22 protein-coding genes are annotated in these 22,481 nt (G+C 67.4%); 13 read left to right on the top strand and 9 right to left on the bottom strand.

All coding sequences use genetic code 11. The annotated features are described in order from the left end of the window. Positions 1-2: 2 nt before the first annotated feature. A complete protein-coding gene (locus ACSQ3Y_RS11690; protein WP_057206472.1) occupies positions 3-485 on the top strand; it encodes a YhbY family RNA-binding protein in 483 nt (160 codons plus the stop codon). A 5-nt stretch (positions 486-490) separates the two neighbouring features. Beyond that, a complete protein-coding gene (locus ACSQ3Y_RS11685; protein WP_428001766.1) occupies positions 491-1,255 on the top strand; it encodes a glycosyltransferase in 765 nt (254 codons plus the stop codon). Positions 1,256-1,261: 6 nt separating this feature from the next. On the opposite strand, the gene ACSQ3Y_RS11680 is transcribed toward ACSQ3Y_RS11685, so the two are convergent. The 4 genes from ACSQ3Y_RS11680 to ACSQ3Y_RS11665 form a co-directional block, all read right to left on the bottom strand. Further along, positions 1,262-1,720, bottom strand: coding sequence for a DUF4149 domain-containing protein (locus tag ACSQ3Y_RS11680; protein WP_057206474.1), 459 nt, complete (start codon positions 1,718-1,720; stop codon positions 1,262-1,264). A 24-nt stretch (positions 1,721-1,744) separates the two neighbouring features. After that, on the bottom strand, positions 1,745-2,221 hold the full coding sequence (gene greA, locus ACSQ3Y_RS11675; RefSeq protein WP_057206476.1) for a transcription elongation factor GreA: 477 nt from the start codon (positions 2,219-2,221) through the stop codon (positions 1,745-1,747). 133 nt (positions 2,222-2,354) lie between these two features. Beyond that, positions 2,355-3,083 (bottom strand): alpha/beta fold hydrolase, encoded by a 729-nt coding sequence (locus ACSQ3Y_RS11670; RefSeq protein ID WP_428001767.1) that lies wholly within the window; start codon positions 3,081-3,083, stop codon positions 2,355-2,357. A 273-nt stretch (positions 3,084-3,356) separates the two neighbouring features. Beyond that, positions 3,357-3,599 (bottom strand): TIGR04438 family Trp-rich protein, encoded by a 243-nt coding sequence (locus tag ACSQ3Y_RS11665; RefSeq protein WP_057206481.1) that lies wholly within the window; start codon positions 3,597-3,599, stop codon positions 3,357-3,359. Positions 3,600-3,718: 119 nt separating this feature from the next. Between ACSQ3Y_RS11665 and ACSQ3Y_RS11660 the strand changes: the two genes are divergently transcribed. Further along, the gene (locus ACSQ3Y_RS11660) at positions 3,719-4,024 is read left to right on the top strand and encodes a c-type cytochrome (RefSeq protein ID WP_057206482.1); all 306 of its coding nucleotides are present in this window, start codon (positions 3,719-3,721) and stop codon (positions 4,022-4,024) included. 115 nt (positions 4,025-4,139) lie between these two features. Here ACSQ3Y_RS11660 and ACSQ3Y_RS11655 read toward each other — a convergent pair whose 3' ends face one another. Together ACSQ3Y_RS11655 and acs are read right to left on the bottom strand one after the other, a co-directional pair. Then, positions 4,140-4,610 carry a signal transduction histidine kinase gene (locus ACSQ3Y_RS11655; protein ID WP_057206484.1) on the bottom strand — a complete coding sequence of 157 codons (471 nt, stop codon included), beginning with the start codon at positions 4,608-4,610 and terminating at the stop codon, positions 4,140-4,142. A 377-nt stretch (positions 4,611-4,987) separates the two neighbouring features. Further along, positions 4,988-6,991 (bottom strand): acetate--CoA ligase, encoded by a 2,004-nt coding sequence (acs, locus tag ACSQ3Y_RS11650; RefSeq protein ID WP_057263969.1) that lies wholly within the window; start codon positions 6,989-6,991, stop codon positions 4,988-4,990. Positions 6,992-7,144: 153 nt separating this feature from the next. On the opposite strand from acs, the gene ACSQ3Y_RS11645 reads away from it, so the two are divergent. The 7 genes from ACSQ3Y_RS11645 (at position 7,145) to ACSQ3Y_RS11615 (ending at position 15,210) form a co-directional block, all read left to right on the top strand. After that, the gene (locus ACSQ3Y_RS11645; protein WP_057206488.1) at positions 7,145-7,753 is read left to right on the top strand and encodes a TIGR00645 family protein; all 609 of its coding nucleotides are present in this window, start codon (positions 7,145-7,147) and stop codon (positions 7,751-7,753) included. Positions 7,754-8,270: 517 nt separating this feature from the next. After that, positions 8,271-9,533 (top strand): glycine betaine/L-proline ABC transporter ATP-binding protein ProV, encoded by a 1,263-nt coding sequence (gene proV / locus ACSQ3Y_RS11640; protein ID WP_436177377.1) that lies wholly within the window; start codon positions 8,271-8,273, stop codon positions 9,531-9,533. After that, positions 9,530-10,726 (top strand): glycine betaine/L-proline ABC transporter permease ProW, encoded by a 1,197-nt coding sequence (gene proW, locus ACSQ3Y_RS11635; RefSeq protein WP_436177376.1) that lies wholly within the window; start codon positions 9,530-9,532, stop codon positions 10,724-10,726. The genes proV and proW overlap by 4 nt, the downstream gene beginning before the upstream one ends. A gap of 39 nt (positions 10,727-10,765) precedes the next feature. Continuing rightward, positions 10,766-11,761 (top strand): glycine betaine/L-proline ABC transporter substrate-binding protein ProX, encoded by a 996-nt coding sequence (gene proX, locus ACSQ3Y_RS11630; RefSeq protein WP_436180111.1) that lies wholly within the window; start codon positions 10,766-10,768, stop codon positions 11,759-11,761. Positions 11,762-11,917: 156 nt separating this feature from the next. Then, positions 11,918-13,048, top strand: coding sequence for an RDD family protein (locus ACSQ3Y_RS11625; RefSeq protein ID WP_436177375.1), 1,131 nt, complete (start codon positions 11,918-11,920; stop codon positions 13,046-13,048). 93 nt (positions 13,049-13,141) lie between these two features. Further along, entirely contained in the window at positions 13,142-14,272 is a 1,131-nt protein-coding gene (locus ACSQ3Y_RS11620) for a DNA topoisomerase IB (RefSeq protein ID WP_436177374.1), read from the top strand. A 140-nt stretch (positions 14,273-14,412) separates the two neighbouring features. Beyond that, positions 14,413-15,210: a Crp/Fnr family transcriptional regulator gene (locus tag ACSQ3Y_RS11615; protein ID WP_436177373.1), complete on the top strand. Its 798-nt coding sequence runs from the start codon at positions 14,413-14,415 to the stop codon at positions 15,208-15,210. A 54-nt stretch (positions 15,211-15,264) separates the two neighbouring features. Here ACSQ3Y_RS11615 and fumC read toward each other — a convergent pair whose 3' ends face one another. After that, complete coding sequence (gene fumC / locus ACSQ3Y_RS11610) at positions 15,265-16,650, bottom strand: class II fumarate hydratase (RefSeq protein WP_057206498.1); 1,386 nt, start codon at positions 16,648-16,650, stop codon at positions 15,265-15,267. 624 nt (positions 16,651-17,274) lie between these two features. Between fumC and ACSQ3Y_RS11605 the strand changes: the two genes are divergently transcribed. Both ACSQ3Y_RS11605 and ACSQ3Y_RS11600 read left to right on the top strand, forming a co-directional pair. Beyond that, positions 17,275-19,428, top strand: coding sequence for a putative bifunctional diguanylate cyclase/phosphodiesterase (locus ACSQ3Y_RS11605; protein WP_436177372.1), 2,154 nt, complete (start codon positions 17,275-17,277; stop codon positions 19,426-19,428). Between the two features lie 184 nt (positions 19,429-19,612). Next, complete coding sequence (locus tag ACSQ3Y_RS11600; RefSeq protein WP_057206499.1) at positions 19,613-19,969, top strand: hypothetical protein; 357 nt, start codon at positions 19,613-19,615, stop codon at positions 19,967-19,969. Positions 19,970-19,987: 18 nt separating this feature from the next. On the opposite strand, the gene ACSQ3Y_RS11595 is transcribed toward ACSQ3Y_RS11600, so the two are convergent. Continuing rightward, a complete protein-coding gene (locus tag ACSQ3Y_RS11595) occupies positions 19,988-20,812 on the bottom strand; it encodes an inositol monophosphatase family protein (protein ID WP_436177371.1) in 825 nt (274 codons plus the stop codon). 52 nt (positions 20,813-20,864) lie between these two features. Next, positions 20,865-21,506, bottom strand: coding sequence for a tripartite tricarboxylate transporter substrate-binding protein (locus ACSQ3Y_RS11590; RefSeq protein ID WP_436177370.1), 642 nt, complete (start codon positions 21,504-21,506; stop codon positions 20,865-20,867). Between the two features lie 256 nt (positions 21,507-21,762). Here ACSQ3Y_RS11590 and ACSQ3Y_RS11585 point away from each other — a divergent pair, with 256 nt between their 5' ends. Further along, positions 21,763-21,891: a hypothetical protein gene (locus ACSQ3Y_RS11585; protein WP_436177369.1), complete on the top strand. Its 129-nt coding sequence runs from the start codon at positions 21,763-21,765 to the stop codon at positions 21,889-21,891. The last annotated feature ends 590 nt before the right edge of the window (positions 21,892-22,481 follow it).

Below are 22,481 nucleotides of genomic sequence, written 5' to 3'. Positions count from 1 at the left end.
CCATGCCCCAAATTCAATTGACTCCCGCTGAGCGCCGGGAATACCGCGCCGATGCCCATCACCTCAACCCCGTGGTGCTCGTGGGCGGCGATGGCCTCACCCCCGCCGTGCAAAAGGAAATCGACGCCGCCCTGAACGCCCACGGGCTGATCAAGGTGCGCGTTTTCAACGACGACCGCGCCGCCCGCGAGCTGATGTACCAGCAGCTCACGGCCGACCTGAGCGCCGCGCCCATCCAGCACATCGGCAAGCTCCTCGTGCTGTGGCGCCCCCAGCCCGCCAAGGACAAGGAACGCACCATCGACGAAGACCGCATGCCCGGCCCGCGTGACGTGAAGGTGCTCAAGTACAGCAAGCGCGCCGGCCAGCGCCCCGAGGTCAAGCAGCTGCGCGTGCTGGGCAACCAGCGCCTGACGCCCGGCGGCCAGATCAAGCGGGCCAAGAAGCCCAAGCTCAAGTCCGTCAAGAAACGCCAGGCTGACTGATCCGCATGCAGGCCACGCCCGCTGGCGGCGCTGCGCCCCCCGGGGGCCAGCGCCACGTCATCTGCATGAAATGGGGCACGAAATACGGCCCCGAATACGTCAATCGCCTCTATGCCATGGTGCGCAGGCACCTGGCTGGCGATTTCAACTTCGTCTGCCTCACCGACAGCAATGCCGGTATCCGCAGCGAAGTGCAGTGCCTGCCCATCCCGCCGCTCGACCTGCCTGCCGGCATTCCCGAGCGCGGCTGGACCAAGCTCGTCACCTTCAGCGCCGACCTGCACGGCCTCAAGGGCACCGCGATGTTCCTCGACGTGGACGTGGTCGTCACCGGCCCGCTCGATGATTTCTTCACCCAGCCGGGCGAATTCCTCATCATCCACGATTACAAGCGTCCCTGGCGCGTCACGGGCAATTCGTCGGTGTACCGCTTCGAGCTGGGCGCCCACCCGGACGTGCTCGACTATTTTCGCGGCCATTTCGCGCAGATCCGCGAGCAGTTCCGCAACGAGCAGGCCTACCTGTCGGACTTTCTGCACCGGCAGGGCAAGCTCGCCTACTGGCCTGCGGCCTGGTGCCCGAGCTTCAAATACCACGGCATCCCCGCCTGGCCCAGCAACTACTGGAAGGCGCCTTTCGTGCCGCAGGATGCGCGCATCGTGATCTTTCACGGCGAGTGCAACCCGCCCGATGCGCTGGCTGGCCGGCGCAACCGGCGTTTTCGCTACATCCGCCCCGCCACCTGGGTGGCCGAGCACTGGCACGAATAAGCGGGTTCAAAGACCGGGCTGCGCCGGCCCGGCCCCGTCTTCGGCGGGAGCGACCGCAACCTGCACGGTACGCCACAGCACCACCAGCGCGCACACCCACTGCAGCACGTACATGCCGGTGCCTACGGAGTGCCACAGGCGCAGGTCCTGCCGCGCGACGATGCGCGGCGACACGCCAAACTGCACCAGCAGGGCGAGCAGCAGGCCACCGAGCACGAAGCCCAGAACGGCCTTGGCCCAGGGCTCCTGAAACTCCTCGTGCCGGCGCCGGGAGATGAGCAGCAGCAGCATGCAGCAGGCCACCGTGACCCAGGTCTGCGCCGCGAACAGCTTCGCCGCCATCTGCCCGGCCATCGCGGCCGAGGGCAAGTGGGCGAACAGCAGGGGCACCACCAGGAAACCCACGGTGGTCAGGCTGCCCCACCACAGGGCAGCGGCCAGTGCAGGAAGGCGCGCAGCGATCATGAAGCCAAAGAGGGCCTGCTGGCCTCAGACGTAGCTGACGGCCACCACCTCGTAGCGGCGAACACCGCCCGGTGCCTGCACTTCGGCGGTGTCGCCCTCTTCCTTGCCGATCAGCGCGCGCGCGATGGGGCTGGAGACGTTGATCAGGCCCTGCTTGAGGTCGGCCTCGTCCTCACCCACGATCTGGTAGGTCACCGTGTCGCCGGACTCTTCGTCTTCAAGCTCCACCGTGGCGCCGAACACCACCTTGCCACCCGCATCCACGGCGGTCGGGTCGATGATCTGCGCAGCGGACAGCTTGCCCTCCACCTCCTGGATGCGGCCTTCGATGAAGCCCTGGCGGTCCTTGGCGGCTTCGTATTCGGCGTTTTCGCTCAGGTCACCCTGCGCGCGCGCGTCGGAAATGGCCGTGATCACCCAGGGGCGGTCCACGGTCTTCAAGCGGTGCAACTCTTCGCGCAGCTTCTCCGCGCCGCGCTTGGTGATGGGAATGGTGGTCATGTCCGTCGTCGTTCGGGTTGTCAAAAAAACGACACCGCCGGGCGCAGGCCGGGCGGTGTCTTGGACATGATTATGCCGCGTGTTGGGCGTGGGTCCAAGCACCCATCCACACTCGCAACAAGAGGTCCGCTTTTCAGTCCCGCCCGGCCCGCTCGATGCTGGCGGCAGCCAGCGCCGGGTCGGAAAAGCAGAGCTCGTGGCTGCCCTGGCACTCCACCAGGCGGAACAGGCCCAGCCGCTCCGACAGGCGTGGGTGCCAAGGCAGGCTGTGGGGCAAGGCCGCGTCCTGCTGGGCATTCAGGTAGCTCTTGCCGATCTCCAGCGCCGCCAGCGGCACGGGCAGGCGCGCCGGTTCGGTGAAGGTGCGGTAGGGGTGAGGGTTGAGCAGCGCATAGCTGCTGCGCGCCAAGGCCTCGTCGGCGTCGTTGATGAAAGCCTCGCGCCAGATCGGGTACGGCAGCATCACCGCATTGCCGTTGGCCGCCGCGACCTGGTCGAACAGTGCGCGGTAGTGGGGCGGCACCAGGTCGTTGAGGCACTCGCCGTCCAGCGGCACAAAGGCGTTCCAGTACACCAGCCGGCGGATGCGCCCGGGCAGCCTCGCCGCCATGTGGCTGATGACCATGCCGCCATAGCTGTGGCCCACCAGGCGCACGTCCATGAGGTCCTGGCCTTCGATGAAGGCCGCGAGCGAGTCCGCCGCATCGGCCAGGCCCGTGGCCGCCCGGTCGTCGCCCGGCCGGTTGCCGGCCAGGGTGGGGCAATGCACCGTGTGGCCGCGTGCGCGCAGGTGGCCGGCCGTGGCCTCCATCTCGGCGCCGGTGTGCCAGGCGCCATGGACCAGGACATAGAGTTCCGCCATCGTTGTCTCCTTCGGGGTAGTTGTGCCAGGCGGGGCGACATGCCCTGCCCTGGCGATACCTTACGAAGAAGACCGGGGCCTGGCTGGCCTGGTTGCGCCAGGGCGCTGTGCCGAAAGTGCCAGGCGCCCAGGCGGATGGGCACCCGGGCGGACAAGGCATAAAAAAAGCCCGTACCACTGCGGTACGGGCTTTTTTTATGGGGCCAGGGATGATAGCTCAGGCGGCCAGCGTGCCGCCTCTGCCAAGGGCATCGTGCGCCCGGCCAAGCGCACTCAGCGCGGCTTGCGCGGCGCGATGCCCATGGCTTCCTTGTTCTTGTTGATGCGGTCCTGCTTGCGCGTCGCCATCTTTTCCATGGCCTTGCGCTTGGTGTAGCCGGTAGCATCGGCCCAGGCCCACCAGACGATGGTGGCGCCGTAGAAGCCCAGGATCCACCACCAATCCATGTTCGCGACGGGGCCGATTTCAAAGTATTTCAGTGCCGTCAGGATAACGGCGATGGCGAGCAGGTACATGGCAATCTCCAATCAATACGGGTGCGCAGGGGATTGGCGGCCGACGGGCCCCAGGTCAACCCAAGTCACTACAATTCCGTTAAAAGAACTGTAACCCAACCCACAGGAAAATCCCCACCATGAAGCGCACTCTGATCACATTGGCCCTCACGCTGTCGGTGGCAGGCCCCGCCATGGCCGATCTGGCGCTGGCCACGGCCAAGAGCTGCATGGCCTGCCATGCCATGGACAAGAAGGTGGTGGGCCCCTCCTACAAGGAAGTGGCGGCCAAGTACGCGGGCCAGAAGGACGCCGTGGACAAGCTGGCCGCCAAAATCATGAAGGGCGGCGGCGGCGTGTGGGGCCCCGTGCCCATGCCTGCCAACGCACAGGTGAACGAAGCCGACGCCAAGAAGCTGGCCGCCTGGGTGCTGACGGTAAAGTAAGCCGCCGGGCGCCAGGGCACCGCGCCCTCCCCTGCCAACAAACGACAACAGCCGTGCCACTGTGCCAGTGGGGCGGCTGTTGTGCTTTGGGGGCCAGGATGCTGGCCAGACCGTGTTACACGAGGTTCATGTCGGCCCCGCGCACGCGCATTTGCTGCTCCAGTTGCCCTACATAGGCGGCGGTGGTGTTGTCGGATTCCTGGGCCCGGGCGGCCAGGCGGGTTTCGAGGTGGTCCAGCCGGGCCAGCAGGGCGGTGTGCGTTTGCTGCTGCTGGGTTTCCAGAAAGGCGCGCAGCTCGGTGAAGCGCGAGGCCTCGGCCTTGTCGGCCAGCTCGCGCTGGGCCTGCAGTTCCTTGGTGTGGCGGCGCGTCTCCAGCAGCACCGAGCCCTGAAGCGAGAGCACATAGGCCACGCCGACGATGGCCAGCAAGGCCGTGAGGCCCAGCATGAGCAGGCCCAGCGGCGCCTCCAGTGTGGTCACGCCCAGGGACACGGGCACGGGTGCAGACAGCGCTGCCCAGTTGAGGGCCGCCAGCACGGCAATGGCCAGCATGGTCAGCAGCAGCACGATGGATCGTAATTGCATGGGGAAAGCTCCGTTCGTTCGTTGCACGCACCGCTCACCGGCCCTCATGGCCAGCGGCGTGTTGAACGGGTTGTAACCCATGCGGGGCTGCAAACACAGACCTTGCAGCGGTTTGCCGAAGCTGTCCTACAGGGGCGGCTGCCTGGCCTCTGCGCGGCGGCGGGTGGCCGGGATAGAAAAGTTGCGAAGCGTCCCGAAACGAAAAAGAGAGGGAGGGAGGAAAAGCGCTCCGGAAGGGGCAGTCGGGACCCCGAGGGGACCGAAAGGCTTCGCAACGTTAAAAAGGTGCTTCGATCAGGCGCCGTGAATGATCGACGAGGACTCTGTGGCCACGTCACATCGCTGCGCGATGGCCCCGTTGCACGGCGCCATCTGGATCAATTGGTCTGCGACAACTGATCCAGGATTGCCGGATTCTCCAGCGTGGAAGTATCTTGGGTGATGGCTTCCCCCTTGGCGATGCTGCGCAGCAGCCGGCGCATGATCTTGCCGCTGCGCGTCTTGGGCAGGTTATCGCCGAAGCGGATGTCCTTGGGCTTGGCGATGGGGCCGATTTCCTTGGCGACCCAGGCGCGCAGCTCGTTGGCGATCTGCTTGGCCTCTTCGCCGGTGGGGCGCGAGCGCTTGAGCACGACGAAGGCGCAGATGGCCTCGCCGGTCACGTCGTCGGGGCGGCCCACCACGGCGGCTTCGGCCACCAGATCGGTCTTGGAGACCAGGGCCGATTCGATCTCCATCGTGCCCATGCGGTGGCCCGAGACGTTGAGCACGTCGTCGATGCGGCCGGTGATGCGGAAGTACGCCCGGTCGCTGCTGCGCACGGCACCGTCGCCGGCCAGGTAGTAGCCCTTGAGCTCTTCGGGGAAGTAGGCCTTCTTGAAGCGCTCGGGGTCGTTCCAGATGGTGCGGATCATGCTGGGCCAGGGGCGCTTGATGACCAGGATGCCGCCCGTGCCGTTGGCGATGTCGTTGCCCACTTCATCGACGATGGCGGCAGTGATGCCGGGCAGCGGCAGCGTGCAGCTGCCGGGCACCAGCGGCGTGGCGCCGGGCAGCGGGGTGATGACGTGCCCACCGGTCTCGGTCTGCCAGAAGGTGTCCACGATGGGGCAGCGCTCGCCGCCCACGTTCTTGTGGTACCACATCCAGGCTTCGGGGTTGATGGGCTCGCCCACGCTGCCCAGGATGCGCAGGCTCGACAGGTCCGAGCGCGCAGGGTGCACGGCGGCATCGCCCTCGGCGGCCTTGATGAGCGAACGGATCGCGGTGGGGGCCGTGTAGAAAATCGTGCACTTGTGCTTCTCGATCATCTGCCAGAAGCGGCCGGCATTGGGGAAGGTGGGGATGCCTTCGAAGATGATCTGCGTGGCGCCCGCGGCCAGCGGCCCATAGGCCACGTAAGTGTGGCCGGTGATCCAGCCGATGTCGGCCGTGCACCAGAAGATGTCGTCAGGCCGCAGGTCGAAGGTCCAGTCCATCGTGAGCTTGGCCCACAACAGGTAGCCGCCGGTGGAGTGCTGCACGCCCTTGGGCTTGCCGGTGGAGCCGCTGGTGTACAGGATGAACAGCGGGTGCTCTGCGCCCACGGCCACGGGCGGGCAGTCGGTGCTCTGGCCTTCGAGGGCTTCGGTGAAGGTCTTGTCGCGCCCGGCCACCATGTTGCATGCGGTGGGCGTGCGCTGGTAGACGAAGACGTTGCGGATGGTGTCGCAGCCGCCGGCGGCCAGGGCCTCGTCGATGATGGCCTTGAGCGGCAGCTCCTTGCCGCCGCGCATCTGGTAGTTGGCGGTGATCACGGCCACGGCACCGGCGTCGATGATGCGCTCCTGCACCGCCTTGGCGCTGAAGCCGCCGAACACCACGCTGTGCGTGGCGCCGATGCGCGCGCAGGCCTGCATGGCGATCACGCCCTCCACCGTCATGGGCATGTAGATCAGCACGCGGTCGCCCTTGCTGACGCCATGGGCCTTGAGCGCATTGGCGAACTGGCCCACGCGGGCCAGCAATTCCTTGTAGGTCACGCGGGTCACGGTGCCATCGTCGGCCTCGAAGATGATCGCGTCCTTGTTCTCGGTGGGCGTGCCGATGTGGCGATCCAGGCAGTTGGCGCTGGCGTTGAGCTCGCCGTCATCGAACCATTTGAAGAAGGGGGCGTTGGATTCGTCCAGCGTGCGGGTGAAGGGCTTGGTCCACTGCACGTTCTCGCGCGCCAGGCGCGCCCAGAAGCCTTCGAAGTCCTTGTCGGCCTCGGCGCACAGCGCGTCGTAGCCGGCCATGCCGGACACGCGGGCGGCCTTCACGGTGGCATCTGATGGGGGGAACACGCGGTTTTCAACCAGCACGGACTCGATTGCCGATGTAGAGGTGGATGCTGCACTCATCTTGTTGTCTCCTGGGTCTGATGGAATTGGTTTGGCCGGTACTGTCCTGCGCGGCACTTACAAGCCACTGACTGGCACGAAGCTTACAGGTCCTGTCACAGGCCACTGCGGGAGACCCCCTAAAATCGCGCGTCTCCCCAACACCCCCACTTTATGTCCGCCCCCAAGCCGCCCCTGACTACCGCCCCCATGCGCCCCCTGCCCTCGCTGATCTTTGCCAGCCGCTGGCTGCAGCTGCCCCTGTACCTGGGCCTGATCCTGGCGCAGGCGGTGTATGTGTTCCATTTCTGGGTGGAGCTGGTGCACCTGATCGAGGCCGCCTTCGGCAACACGGCGGCACTCAAATCGCTGGTGTCCAGCATCGGCTACAAGAGCGATGTGGACGTGACGGCGCTCAACGAGACCATCATCATGCTGGTGGTGCTGGCGCTGATTGACGTGGTGATGATCTCCAACCTGCTGATCATGGTGATCGTGGGCGGGTACGAGACCTTCGTCTCGCGCCTGCACCTGGAGGACCACCCCGACCAGCCCGAATGGCTCAGCCACGTGAACGCCTCGGTGCTCAAGGTCAAGCTGGCCACCGCCATCATCGGCATCAGCTCCATCCACCTGCTCAAGACCTTCATCAACGCCGCCAACTACGACATCAAGGTGCTGATGTGGCAGACCATCATCCACGTGGTGTTCCTGCTGAGCGCTCTGGCCATTGCGGCGACGGACCGCCTGATGGCGCACAGCGCACCACCTGCCAAGCACTGACCACTCCTTCCCCAAAGCCCCGCCCGGGCCTGCCAGCCAGGTCTGGCGGGGCTTTTTCATGGGCGGCGCGCGCGCAGCGCCCGCGTATACCACCGTCGGAAAAACCCGCAGTTCCGACATAAATGCACTGAATACTTATAATTCACCGGTGTTTTACAACCTGCAACGCAGGTAATCGTCCTTTTCACAGGGCGAATCCCCGAGTCGGGGCGGCTGAAACCTGTTGACGGACAGCCCCCGACGCCAAGGCCGGATCTCCGGCCCTGATGCATCGTTCAGCGTTCGGCCCCCTGCGGTGCCGCGCCGACTCTGAGGCCCTTGCGCACCACCTCGCGTGCCATTCGGGCCGATCCGGGCACCTGCCGTGCCCACCCCTTGCCTTTGTGCCCTGCGCCTGCGCGCCGGGTTGGCTGCCGCATCAGGGTTCCGCTTTTCCGGCCCTCCATCGAGCCTGGGCCACCTGTAGGTGGCCGGGCGTGTTGATCCACCCGCCATCCACCGAGGAAGGACCCACCCCATGGCCAAACAAATCACCATCGAGCATGTGTTCAAGGTTTTCGGCGACACACCGCAGACCGCGCTGGACCTGGCACGCCAGGGCCTGGACAAGAAGGACATCCTGGCGCAGACCGGCAATTCCATCGCCGTCTTCGACGCCAGCTTCACCATTGCGGCCGGCGAGATCTTCGTCGTCATGGGCCTGTCGGGCTCGGGCAAATCGACGCTGGTGCGCATGCTCAACCGCCTGATCGAACCCACGGCCGGCCGCATCCTGGTGGAGGGCGAGGACATCCATGCCCTGAGCGAGCGCCAGCTGCGGGCCCTGCGCCGCAAGGACATCAGCATGGTCTTCCAGTCCTTCGCCCTGATGCCGCACCTGACGGTGCTGGACAACGCCGCCTTCGGGCTCGAACTCGCTGGCGTGGGCCGCACGGAGCGCCAGCAGCAGGCCGCACTGGCGCTGGAGCAGGTGGGCCTGGCCGGCTGGGGCGCCAGCTACCCCGACGAGCTCTCGGGCGGCATGCAGCAGCGTGTGGGCCTGGCGCGGGCGCTGGCCAGCGACCCGTCCATCCTGCTGATGGACGAGGCCTTCTCTGCCCTGGACCCGATCATCCGCTCGGAGATGCAGGGCGAGCTGCTGCGCCTGCAGCAGGTGCGCCGGCGCACCATCGTCTTCATCTCGCACGACCTGGACGAGGCCATGCGCATCGGTGACCGCATCGCCATCATGAAAGACGGCGAAGTCGTGCAGGTGGGCACGCCCGACGAGATCCTGCGCAACCCGGCCAACGGCTATGTGCGCAGCTTCGTGCGCGGGGTGGACGCGGCCGCCGTGTTCAAGGCCGGCGACATTGCCCGCAAGCGCCTCACGGTGGTGCACGAGCACAGCGACCGGGGTGCCCGTGCGGCGCTGCAGCTGATCGAGGGGCATGACGACGACTTCGCCTACGTGCTCAGCCCCACCCGGCGCTACCTGGGCACCGTGTCGGCCGACTCCTTGCGCGCGGCCCTGCAAGGCCACACCGGGCCGCTCGGGCTACAGCATGCCTACATCGGTGGGGTGGAGCCCATCGCCGCCCAGGCGCCGGTGGCCGACCTGTTCGGCCAAGTGGCCCAGGCCCCCTGCGCGCTGCCCGTGGTGGACGCGGACGGGCGCTTTCGCGGCGCCATCAGCAAGACCACGCTGCTGCGCTTTCTGGACCGGGACACACCTCCCATTGCACCCACGCCAGCCACCCCATCCACCCCATCCACCGACACTGCAGGGAGCCGCGCATGAACCAGACGACCACGAACACGCACCAGGCACAGGCACAGGAAGGCCCCTGGACGAGCGATGCGGCCAACGCACCCGCCCTGGCGGGCGCGAACACGCCCCCGGCGCCCTTCGTCGATCCCTGGGAAGCGTCGATGCAGGCCGGCAACAGCGGCGCACCGGCCGCCGATTGGCTCAACCCGCCCACGCCGGTTGCAGACCTGGCAGGCGGGGTCGACCCCACCGCGGCCAGCAGCCTGAGCCCCGGCGATTGGTTCGCCGGCTCTCTTCCTGTGGAGGCCTGGATCAACCAGGGCCTTGGCTGGGCGGTAGAGCACTTTCGCCCCTTCTTTCAGAGCGTGCGCGCGCCCATCGACGGCACGCTCAGCGGGGTGGAAGGCCTGCTCACCAGCCTGCCCGCCCCGGCCATGGTCGTTCTGGCGGGTCTGCTGGCCTGGCAGTTCGCGGGCCGCGCCCTGGCCATCGGCACCGTGGTGTCGCTGGCGCTGGTGGCGCTGCTGGGCATCTGGTCCGAGGCCATGGTCACGCTGTCGCTTGTGCTCACTTCGCTGGCCTTCTGCGTGCTGATCGGCCTGCCCCTGGGCATCGTGCTGGCCAGCAGCGACCGCGCCCAGCGCCTCCTGCGCCCGCTGCTCGATGCCATGCAGACCACCCCAGCCTTCGTCTACCTGGTGCCGGTGGTAATGCTGTTCGGCATTGGCAACGTGCCGGGCGTGGTGGTCACCATCGTCTTCGCGCTGCCGCCGCTGGTGCGCCTGACCAACCTGGGCCTGCGCCAGGTGCGGCCCGACCTGATCGAGGCCTCGCGCGCCTACGGCGCGTCGCCGCTACAGATGCTGGTGAAGGTGCAGCTGCCGCTGGCCATGCCGTCCATCATGGCCGGCATCAACCAGGCGCTGATGCTGTCGCTGTCCATGGTGGTCATCGCCTCGATGATCGCCGTGGGCGGCCTGGGGCAGATGGTGCTGCGCGGTATCGGCCGGCTGGACATGGGCCTGGCCACCGTGGGCGGCCTGGGCATCGTGCTGCTGGCCATCACCCTGGACCGCATCACCCAATCCCTGGGCCGGCCACGCCGCGGCGTGCGCCACTGGTGGCACACCGGCCCTGCGGGCCTAGTGCTGCGCATTACATCGCGCCTGGTACAGCCACGCCGGGCCCCGCAAGGCTCGGGTGCCCTGCCCGCCCTGCGCTGATCCCCCACCCGACTACGAGGAAACGAACCCATGGCATCCATGAACCACCGCATCGCCACCGTGCTTGCCGCCTTTGCCCTGGCGGGTGGCGTGCATGCACAGACCGAGCTGCCCGGCAAGGGCATCGCCGTGCAGCCGCTGCAAAGCTCCATCGCCGAAGAGAGCTTCCAGACCCTGCTGGTGGGCCGTGCGCTCGAAAAGCTGGGCTACACCGTGCAGCCCATCAAGGAGGTCGAGTACCCCACGGCCCACGTGGCCATCGCCCAGGGCGACGCCACCTACATGGCCAACCACTGGGACCCGCTGCACGCGGACTTCTACAAAAACGCGGGTGGCGACGCCAAACTCTCGCGCACCGGCAGCTATTCGCAGAACGCCGTGCAGGGCTACCTGATCGACCGCAAGACGGCCGAGCAGTACGGCATCACCCACATCGACCAGCTCAAGGACCCCCAGCTCGCCAAGCTCTTCGACACCAACGGCGATGGCAAGGCCGACCTCACCGGCTGCACGCCCGGCTGGGGCTGCGAAGGCGTGATCGAGCACCAGCTCACGGCCTACGGCCTCGCCGGCACGGTGACCCACGTGCAGGGCAGCTACTCGGCACTGATCGCCGACACCATTGCCCGCTTCAGGCAGGGCCAGCCCATCCTGTACTACACCTGGACGCCCTACTGGGTCAGCGGTGTGCTGCGCCCCGGCCAGGAAGTGGTGTGGCTGCAGGTGCCGCATTCGGCACTGCCGGGCGGGCAGGCCGGGGTGGACACAGAGCTGCCCAATGGCAAGAACTACGGTTTCATCCCCAACCACCAGCGCATCGTGGCCAACCGGCAGTTCACCGACCAGAACCCGGCGGCAGCCAAGCTGTTCGAGGTGATGCAACTGCCCGTGGGCGACATCAACGCCCAGAACCTGGCCATGCGCGACGGGCAGAACAGGCCAGAGGACCTGGCCCGCCATGCGGACGGCTGGATCCGCGCGCACCAGGCCACCTTCGACGACTGGATCGCACAGGCGCTGGCGGCATCCCGATAAATCGGCCAGTTGTGCGGAATGTCTCACTCTTTCGGGTGAGTGTGTGTGGTGCAGGCCACAAGCGGCTGCAGAGGGCTGCAGGCAGCGGGGCGCGCGCCGCATAATCCGGCCGCCTCCACCTTCGCCGGCCATCGACTTGTGGCCTGCCGCACCACCATGCAATGCCCGCGCTGCAACTGGCAGAACCACGCCTCTTACACCCAATGCTTCAGCTGCCAGGCGCCGCTGCCGGTGGCTGGCGCGCAGGCAGGTGCAGCCCCAGCCCCATTCCCTGACGCCAAAGCCCCAGCCCCCGCGCCGGCCCCCAAGCCTGCGCAAACGCAGGCACACCAGGCCGAATTGCTCGAGGTGTTTCCCGGCACCCTGACGCGCCTGGGCGCCACACTGATCGACGGGTTCCTCATGCTGGTCCTGCCCATCGCGATGGTGCTGGCCTGGGTGTTCGCCCGCCCCGCCTTCGACGGGGCGCCCAACGCCGCCTACCCGGCCGCACTGGCGCTGGCCGTGCTGGGCCTGTTCTCGCCCGCGCTGATGGACGCCATGGGCGCGGGCTCGCCGGGCAAGCGCCTGCTGGGCATGCGCGTTGCCACTCGCACGGGTGAGCGCCCTGGCGTAGCGCGGTCGATGCTGCGGCATTTCCTCAAGTACACGCTGACCCTGGGGCTCACGCTGGCCGTGCCCTTTTTGCTGCACCGTGTGCTCACTGCCCTATTCGGCGAGCGCGGCCTGCACGGCTCGATGACGGGCACCTTCGTGGTCTCCAACCGCGCCAGCGACACCGCCATCCAGAAGGCCGTGGCGCTGGAACGCGGGCCGGGCTGGTTCCTCAAGACGATGGTGGTGCTGGGAGCGCTGTCGGCTTTCAGCTTCGCGATCATGGTCGCCGTGGCGCTGTGGAACCAGGGCGACGAGCCCGCCAACCCGCACCGCGACCAGGTACGCCAGTTGGACAAGGCCGCTCGCCCCGTGCTGCAGTTGGTGGAGAACCACTACCGCAACACCGGCAACTTCCCTGCCAACGCGGCGGCCATCGGCCTGTCCCAGGCCGGGCAGTTGCCGGCCGGCTTCAAGGCGCTGGCCATCGAGCCCGCCAATGGCGTGGTGCGCCTGACCATTGCCGACGGCGCGGGCGAACCGCTGGATGGCAGGCACCTGGTCTACATGCCCACGATGAAGAAGCGCAAGGGCCAGAGCGACCTGGGCAAGTGGCAGTGCGGCAGCGACGACATCGCGCGCGAGAACCTGTCCTTCGGCTGCCGACACGCCGTGGCGGGCGCGGCGAAATAGCGCGGGCGGCCCAGACGGGCTGCGGCGCCGTCCCACGCCGGTGTCGAGCGGGCTCCTACGGCCGTCCCTGGCGGGCCGCGGTGTGATCGGGGCATGCCTTCGCCCGTCTCCTCCCCCCGCAAGACCACTCCATCCCGCCCCCGCCTGCAGGGCGGCCTGCGCTATGTCAGCACCGAGATGCCGGGCCTGACGCGCGTGAAGCGCGGCAAGGCCTTTCGCTACCGCAGCCCCGACGGGCAGTGGGTGGTGGACCCCGATGAGGTGGCCCGCATCAACCAATTGGCCATACCGCCGGCCTACACCAGCGTGTGGATCTGCCCGCTGCCCAATGGCCACCTGCAGGCCACGGGGCTGGATGCACGCGGCCGGCTGCAATACCGCTACCACCCCGACTGGCGGCTGCAGCGCGACGAGCACAAGTTCGACCGCATGCAGGCCTTTGGCCGCGCGCTGCCGCGCATCCGTGCGCGCGTGGCGCGAGACCTGAAGGAAGGCATGCGCGGCAAGTCTCTCTCGCGCACCCTGGTGCTGGCGACACTGGTGCGCCTGCTGGACACCACCTACGTGCGCGTGGGCAATGAGGAGTACGCCAGCAGCAACAACTCCTTCGGCCTGACCACGCTGCGCACACGCCATGCCAGGCTCCACGGCAGCAAGCTCACACTGAGCTTCAGAGGCAAGAGCGGCGTGCCGCAGCAGGCCGCCCTGGACGACCCGCGCGTGGCCCGCGTGGTGCGCCGCTGCCAGCAACTGCCGGGGCAGGAGCTGTTCCAGTACGAAGGCGACGACGGCCAGCCCCGCGCGGTGGGCTCGGGCGACGTGAACGACTACCTGGCCGAGATCACCGGTGCCGACCAGGCCGGCGCCGAAGCCATGCGCTTTACCGCCAAGGACTTCCGCACCTGGCACGGCACGGTGCAGGCGCTGGAACTCACGCGTCTGGCCTGCGCGGGCCCGGCGGGGCCACAGGCCTACAGCGCCAAGGACATCCTGGCCGAGGTGGCGCGCCAGCTGGGCAACACGCCCGCCGTGTGCAAGAAGTCGTACGTGCACCCGGCGGTGCTGGAGCTGGGCTCGCGCCTGGCATCGGACGCGGGGCCGGGCATGCAGTCGGTGTGGGAGCGCATCGGCGGCGCGGCATCGCCCCGGGGCCTGAGCGCGGCGGAGCGGCGGCTGCTGGCCTTTCTGCACAGGCCGCGCGGCAAGGCTGCGGCAAAAGCCTGAGTCCGTGTCGCCAAGGTGCCGCGCCGGGCCTCGGTTGGGGTGGTGGGTGGCTAAAATTGCTGCGGCGCGGCATAAACAGCGGTCCCTCCTGCCGCCATCGGCACATCCATCGACATCGCCCCCACGAGCAGCCCATCACCATGCTGGAATCCCTGAGCAACGGCGCGGACCGCAACGCGCAGCAGCGCCCCTTCCTGAGTCTGGAAGAGCGCGACGCCATCAACCGCGGCCGCTGGTTCGCGGCGCTCACGCCCTCGCTGCGGCACGACATCCTGCGCCTGGGCCGCGTCACGCGCTACACCCACGGTAAGATGATCGTCGAGCAGGGCAAGCCGGCAACCGACTGGTTCACCTGCGCCAGCGGCGCCATCCGCTTTCGGCGCACCACGCCCTCGGGCAAGCAGGTCACGCTGGCCTATGTGGAGCCTGGTATCTGGGTCGGCGAGGCCGAGGTGCTACACCAGGGCGCCAACACCTACGACGCCCACGCCCACGGCCCCACCACGGTGCTCAGCGTGGCCGAGGCCGTGTTCCGCCAGCTGCTGCGCGAACACCCCTCGTTCGGCGAGGCGCTGCTCACCCTGCAGGCGCGGCGCATGCGCTACCTGTACTGGATGATGGAAGACATGGCCACCCTGCCCCTGCGCGCGCGCCTGGCCAAGCAGCTCCTGCACATGCTGCGCCGCTTCGGCGAGCGCGCCGCCGTTCCCGGCACGCGCGGCGCCATCGGCCTGTCGCTGGTGCAGGACGAGCTGGCGCAGCTCTTGGGCGGCTCGCGCCAGCGCATCAATATGGAGCTCAAGTGGATGGAGCGCGAGGGCATCATCGGCATCCACCAGCGCGACATCGTGGTGCACAACCTCGCGCAGCTCGAAGCGCTGGCGCAGCAGGAGTCGCTGGCGTCGGGCGAGCCAGTGGGATCACAACGCGGCGCGTGAGCGTCCAGCGCAGCGGGCGCCAGGATCGAGCGCCCCCTGCTGCCCCTGCTGCGCTCAGCGGCCGACCATGTTGCCCGGCACCACCCACTGGTCGAACTGCTCGCCCGTCACATGGCCCGAGGCCACAGCGGCTTCGCGCAGGCTGGTGCCTTCCTTGTGCGCCTTCTTGGCAATGAAAGCGGCCTTGTCGTAGCCGATGTGGGTGTTGAGCGCCGTCACCAGCATCAGCGAGCGGTCCACCAGCTCGGTGATGCGCTCGCGGTTGGGCTCGATGCCCACGGCGCACTGGTCGTTGAAGCTGACCATGCCGTCGGCCAAGAGGCGCACGCTCTGCAGAAAGTTGTGCGCCACCATCGGGCGGAACACGTTGAGCTCGAAGTTGCCCGAGGCGCCGCCGAAGTTGATGGCCACGTCGTTGCCGAACACCTGTGCGGCCAGCATGGTCACGGCCTCGCTCTGCGTGGGGTTGACCTTGCCGGGCATGATGGACGAGCCGGGCTCGTTCTCGGGGATGCTGAGCTCGCCGATGCCGCTGCGCGGGCCGCTGGCCAGCCAGCGCACGTCGTTGGCGATCTTCATCATGCTGGCGGCCAGGGTCTTGAGGGCACCATGGGCATGCACCAGGCCATCCACCGAAGCCAGGGCCTCGAACTTGTTGGGCGCGGTGACGAAGGGCAGGCCCGTGAGGCGCGCGAGTTCGGCGGCCGACTGCTCGGCGTAGCCCTTGGGGGCGTTCAGGCCCGTGCCCACCGCCGTGCCGCCCAGGGCCAGCTCGTACAGGTGGGGCAGCGCGGCGCGCACGTGGCGCTCGCCATGGTCGAGCTGGGCCACGTAGCCCGAGAACTCCTGGCCCAGCGTGAGCGGGGTGGCGTCCTGCAGGTGGGTGCGGCCGATCTTGACGATGCCGTCGAAATCCCTGGCCTTCTTGTCCAGCGTGGCGCGCAGCTTGGCGATGGCGGGCAAGAGCTTGTGGGTAAGGGCTTCCACAGCGGCCACATGCATGGCGGTGGGGAACACGTCGTTGCTCGATTGGCTGCGGTTCACGTCGTCGTTGGGGTGTACCAGGCGGCCTTCGCCGCGCTCGCCGCCCAGAATCTCGCTGGCGCGGTTGGCCAGCACCTCGTTGACGTTCATGTTGGTCTGCGTGCCCGAGCCCGTCTGCCACACCACCAGAGGGAACTCGCCCGCGTGCTTGCCTGCGATGACTTCATCGGCGGCGGCGACGATGGCGTCGGTCTTCTTGGCGTCCTGCAGGCCCAGGGCCTGGTTCACCACGGCCGAGGCGCGCTTGACCTGGGCCAGCGCCTTGATGATCTCGCGCGGCTGCTGCTCGCCGGAGATGTCGAAGTTCTGCAGCGAGCGCTGCGTCTGCGCGCCCCACAGCTTGTCGGCCGGCACCTCAATGGGGCCAAAGGTGTCGCGTTCGGTACGGGAGGTCATGGAAAACGGTACTCCAGGGTAAACAACGGTCAGCACGGCCCCGCTGCGGCAGCGGCGGGCCGAAAAAAGGGCTGCCAGGGGGAGCCCGGCGCGCTCGGGAGCATAAGGCAAAATCGAACAATTCTCATTTACCAACCCAGAGACGTGACCCAGAGTCAGGGAAATCGGACCGCCGGATGGCACGCGCACCCTCATTGGATTGTGCCGCCACTCCCACCCCGTGGCACATGGCCTGAAAGCCCGCGCTGCCGTGAAAGCCTAGAGCCCACACCTCAACAATTTTCGCTACAAATTGGTACACTTTGCCCAGAAAGAACCTGTTCACGGTCTTTTTCGGTACCGTTCTGGGCGCACCAAGCCCCCATGGACCCCAGGCAGCGGCGCTGCAGATGCCACCAACCGGCAGCTGGAGCAGCACCGCCGCCCCTCCCCTTCTTGCGCTGGGCATGCATGCCCTGGTTGGCCCCTGGGGCCTGCAATCGGGCGTGGCTGCGGCCTGCGCGCGCCGCTGAGAAAGACCGTGAACAGGCTCCGCTCCCCCCGCACAGGCACGCCCTCTTGACGGCGCGCCGGTGCTGGCGCAACCTGCCTATCCACAACCGCCTTTTTCTCCTGCTCCATTCCATGAACACGTTCATGCCTTTCAGCTACAACCTGTTCGTGGTGGCAGCCTCCTTTGCCATTGCCATGCTGGCCTCCTACGTCACGCTGGACCTGGCGCGGCGGGTGCGCACGGCGCAGCGCCGCGTGGGCCTGGCCTGGTGGGCCGCAGGCTCCATCGTCATGGGCACCGGCATCTGGTCCATGCACTTCCTGGGCATGCAGGCGTTCAAGCTGCCCATCGAGATCGGTTTCTCCGGCGGCGCCACCCTGCTGTCCTGGCTGGCGGCCGTGGCGGCGTCGGGCGTGGCGCTGGAGCTGGCCAGCCGCGAGCACTTCGGCAACACCCAGCTCGCACTGGGTGCCCTGGTGATGGGCGCCGGCATCAGCGGCATGCACTACATCGGCATGGCGGCCATGGACATGAACCCCGGCATCGTCTGGGACTACCGGGTCGTCGTCCTGTCGGTGCTGATCGCGGTGCTGGCCTCGGCCTCGGCGCTGCTCATCTTCAAGCTGCTGCGCCGCGTGCGGCCCAGCCAGCGCGTGCGCTACCAGTTGGCCGCCTCGTTCGTGATGGCAGTGGCCATCTGCGGCATGCACTACACCGGCATGGCAGCGGCCCGCTTTGCGGTGGGCGCCGTGTGCCTGAGCGCGGGCGAGCTCGGTGGCCCGGGCATGACGGCGATGGTGCTCATCGCCACCGGCATGCTGCTGGTGAGCACGCTGTTCACCTCCATCTTGGACGCGCGGCTGCAGAGCACGGCGCAGCAGCTCACCCAATCGCTGCAGGAGAGCAACACCCGCCTGCAGGCCGCCAACGACGAACTGCAAAAGCGCGCCTTTGCCGACGCCCTCACCGGCCTGCCCAATCGCTTGCTGTTCGAGGACCGGCTCATCCACGCCCTGCTGCGCCTGGACCGCACGAATCACCACCGCGTGGAAGACCGGCTGGCCGTGCTGTTCGTGGACCTCGACGGCTTCAAGCCCATCAACGACTCCTTCGGCCATGCGGCCGGCGACGTGATTCTGCGCAGCGCAGCGGACCGGCTGCGCCAGGAGGCGCGCGAGAGCGACACGGTGGCCCGCGTGGGCGGAGACGAGTTCCTGATCCTGCTGGAAGATGTGACCGACGTGGCCGCCTGCGTCAGCATGGCCAACCGCGTGCTGGAGTCGCTGTCGCGGCCCTTTGAGGTGTCGGGCAAGAAGGTGCAGATCGCCTGCTCCATCGGCATCGTCGTGCACCCCGACCATGGCGACCGCACCAAGCTGGTGGCCAACGCCGATGCGGCCATGTACGCCGCCAAGCGCGCAGGCGGTGGCTGCTACGCGCTGTTCGAGCCCCACATGGGCTCGGACGCATCGGAACAACTGGAGCTGCTGAACGACCTGCGCCAGGCGCTGGACCGGGGCGAGCTGGCCCTGCACTACCAACCCAAGATCGACGGCACGCGCGGCCAGATCAGCGGCGTGGAAGCCCTGCTGCGCTGGAGCCACCCCAAGCACGGCATGGTGCCCCCCATGGTGTTCATCACCCTGGCCGAGCGCTTTGGCCTGATCGGGCGCCTGGGCGCCTGGGTCATCAACGAGGCCTGCCGCCAGACGGCCGAATGGGCCCGCAGCGGCATGCGCATGCGCGTGGCCATCAACCTGTCGGTGCACCAGTTGCGCGAAAGCGGCCTGGCCGAGCGTATCGAGCATGCGCTGCAGTTCCACGGCCTGGATGCCTCGCAGCTGCTGTGCGAGATCACCGAGTCGGTGGCCATGGAGGACATCAAGGCCACGCAGCGCACCTTCGACGGGCTGGCACGCATTGGCGTGTTTTTGTCCATCGATGATTTCGGCACCGGCTACTCCAGCCTCAACTACCTGCGCCAACTGCCCGCGCAGCAGCTCAAGATCGACCGCAGCTTCGTCAACGACCTGGAAGACAGCGAGGACGCCCGCGCCGTGGTCAGCGCCGTGGTGAGCCTGGCGCACGCGCTGGGCCTGCGCGTGGTGGCCGAGGGCGTGGAAACCATCGGCCAGCGCGACATCCTGCTGGCCATGGACTGTGACGAACTGCAAGGCTTCTTCTTTGCACGCCCCATGCCGGCGGATTCGCTCCTGGCCTGGTCGCAGGGCGAAAAGCCGGACGGTGCCGTGGACTTCACGCCGTCCGTGATCGGAAGTTTGTAAGAGCGCGGCAGCTGACAAAAAGCCCAGCAGCGCAGCGGCCCTCGTGACCATCGGTAGCAATCGTCGGCATGTTCTTACACCGCGCAGCGCAGGGCGCGCGCACCATGGCACCACAGTGGCCGCACCGCCATTGCCGTGCCGACTCCCGTTGACCGGTGCGCACCCAGCCAGATCGGAGACTTCCATGGCCAACAGCAGCCTGCTCGGCATCGACGCCGACAACCTCCCGCCCACCCACAGCGCCACCGGCAATGACAGCATGGGCCCCAGCGATGCATCTGACTCGGGCAGCGACAGCGCTGGCGTCTACAGCGCCGACCCGGAGATGGACACCGACCGCTACGGCACCGGCGAGCGCGCCAGCGTGGAGCCCGGCCTGCACCGCGAAGCGCGCGACATCCTGCCCGACCACATGGAATCCCTCGCATCCGCAGACGACACGGACGGCGACCTGCCCGCAGAGCCCCTGGTGGATGTCGATGCCGACATGTACCCCGAAGAAGACAGCGAAGAGCCCGGTACCGAGGACGAGCCCGCCTGATCCCGCCCCGCCAGCAGGCTATGCCAGCAAGGCCGCGCGCAGGGCGTCGAAGCTGCGCTGGTCAGGCGCGCAAACCAGCCCGCCGCTCGTGTGTGACGCCAGGTAACCACTGCCATCGAAGTGGCCCGCATACCCGCCCGCCTCGCGGTGCAGCAGCCAGCCGGCGGCATGGTCCCAGGGCATGAGCCTGTTGTAGAACACGGCATGCACATGGCCAGCAGCGGCGAGCCGGTACTCGTGCGCCGCGCAGCGCAACCAGGTGCTCATGCCCAGGCGCGACAGCCGGGAGTTGACCTCTGTGCGCAGCGGCTCCGGCAGGAAGTTGGTGCCCACCACGCATTCCATCTCGCCCACCGGCACGGGCGGCGCCACCTGCAGCGCCGTGCGCTCACCGCCTGCCGACTCCATCCACGCGCCACCGCCCTTGATGGCAAAGGCCGTATCCGCGCGAACGGGGTCGTGGATGGCCGCGGCGACCACCTTGCCCGCCACGGTCACGGCCGCCATCACGCCGAACAGCGGCAGGCCCGAGGCGAAGTTCTTGGTACCGTCCAGCGGATCGATGATGAAGGCCAGATCGGCCGTGGCGATGGTGGCGAGCAGCGAAGGATCGCGCCCGGCAGATTCCTCGCCGATGAAGGACGCGCCTGCGTGCCGTGCCCTCAGCGCGGACAGGATGGCGGCCTCGGCGGCTTCATCGGCGTCCGTCACGATATCGAAGGCCGAGGTCTTCTGCCGGCGGTCCACCGCAGACAGGCGCGTGAAGCGGGGCATGATTTCTGCGCGCGCGGCCTCAGCCAGCACGCTGCCCAGAAACGCGAGTTCGGTGGCGGGGAAGGTCATGGCCGGTAGTGTCACCGGGAACCGGTCGGCGCCACCAAGCGGCCCGCGTCCCTCAATCGCCCTTGAATCCTGATTTGCGGATGACCGGCAGCCAGCGCGCAGCCGCCCGCTCCGTGGAAGCGACCACTTGCGCCGGCTCAGACCCTGGCACCGTGTCGTAGCCCGCATGGAGCAGCTTGGTCCGAACCTCTTCGAGGGCCAGAACCTTGCGCAGCGCCTGGTTCCACTGGGCGATGGCGGCAGGCGGTGTGTCCGCACGCGCATAGACCACATAGCCCGAGGTGGCCACCAGGTCTGGAAAGCCCGACTCCGCAAACGTGGGCACGTCGGGCAGGCTGACAGCGCGGCGGCTGCCCGACACTGCCAGCACGCGGATCTTGCCGGCCCGGTGGAACTCCATGAAGGTGGTGGTGGCGTCCATGCCCGCAGGGATCTGCCCCGCAAGCAGGTCGTTGAGCATCGGCGTGCCGCCCTTGTAGGGCACGATCTGCCCCTTGGTGGCGGATTGCGCGATGAAGTCCATGGCCAGGAAGTGCAGCAGCGACCCGATCAGCGAGATGCCGATGTCTCCTTGCGATGCCTGCGAACGCGCTGCCTGCAGGTACTGGGCAAGCGTCTTGTGGGGCGAGTTGGCCGCCACGGCAATGCCGAACTGCAGCGCCGCCACGTCGGTGATGGGGCGGAAGTCCTTCATCGGGTCATAGCGCGCAGATAGGGGTCCGGGGTTCTCTTTCAAATTGTGGATAACTTTGCTGACCAATAAAATTGGGGCCAGGAGTCATCCATGGCCACCAACAACCAGCTCAAGCCCACTCATCCACCCTCTCCCCTGCAGCCCTACGTGGACGCAGGGGCACCGCCCGAGATCATGCTGGAAGGCCACAAGGTCCAGCAGCGCCCAGCCCTGCTTCGCAGGTGTAGCAGCCCTGGTTGCGGCATTCGGCACCACGATGGGTGTCGCGGCCTTTATTTACGACCAGTACACGAAGCGCACCGCCAGCCCGGTGGTCCCAGCGCAGCAAGTGGTCCAGGCAGAAGCGATGCAGAAAAGCCTGCCCGCACCGCAAAAATCCCCCTGACAACCGCGACAAGAATGGCGACAACATCCGCTACGACCGGTTGTTCTTCCGCAACCCCAAGCTCTCGGCCTGAGCAAGATGCACCAGTCCCTCAATGACCCGTCCGCTCTAGTCAAGACCACTCGTTCCACGCGAGGACCGCTCTCTCAAAATCTGTGACAACTTGTTCGGGCCAAGCGCCGAGACGCCCTATTCTCCCGTGCCTCATACAATTTTGGTCAAGGAGTCCAGCCATGACCACCAAAGCCACTCGCAAGCCAACCCGCCAGCACAAGCCATCACCCCTCCAGCCTTACGTGGACAGTGGTGCGCCGCCCCGCTGGATGTTCGCTGGACACCTGCTGGAGACCCTTCCAAGGATCCTCGCGGGCATCGCAGTCCTAATGGCGTTGGCTGTGGGAGCCCCCTATGTACCTTCGGCCTATACCGCGTTGAAGATGGCCGTGACACAGCCCCGCCCCCCTACTGCGGCGACCACTTCCGGGACGACTTCCTCGGCTACCACACTCGCTTCGACTCCATAGACCTATTCCACGGCACAGGCGGCAACCAGGTGCGGTTCGAGTGGAAGATGTTCCCCAACAGATGTG

This window comes from Acidovorax sp. LjRoot66, assembly GCF_964253305.1.
GTDB lineage: Bacteria > Pseudomonadota > Gammaproteobacteria > Burkholderiales > Burkholderiaceae_C > Acidovorax.
Note: the sequence above shows the minus strand (reverse complement) of the source record. Positions and strands in the feature narration are given on the sequence as shown.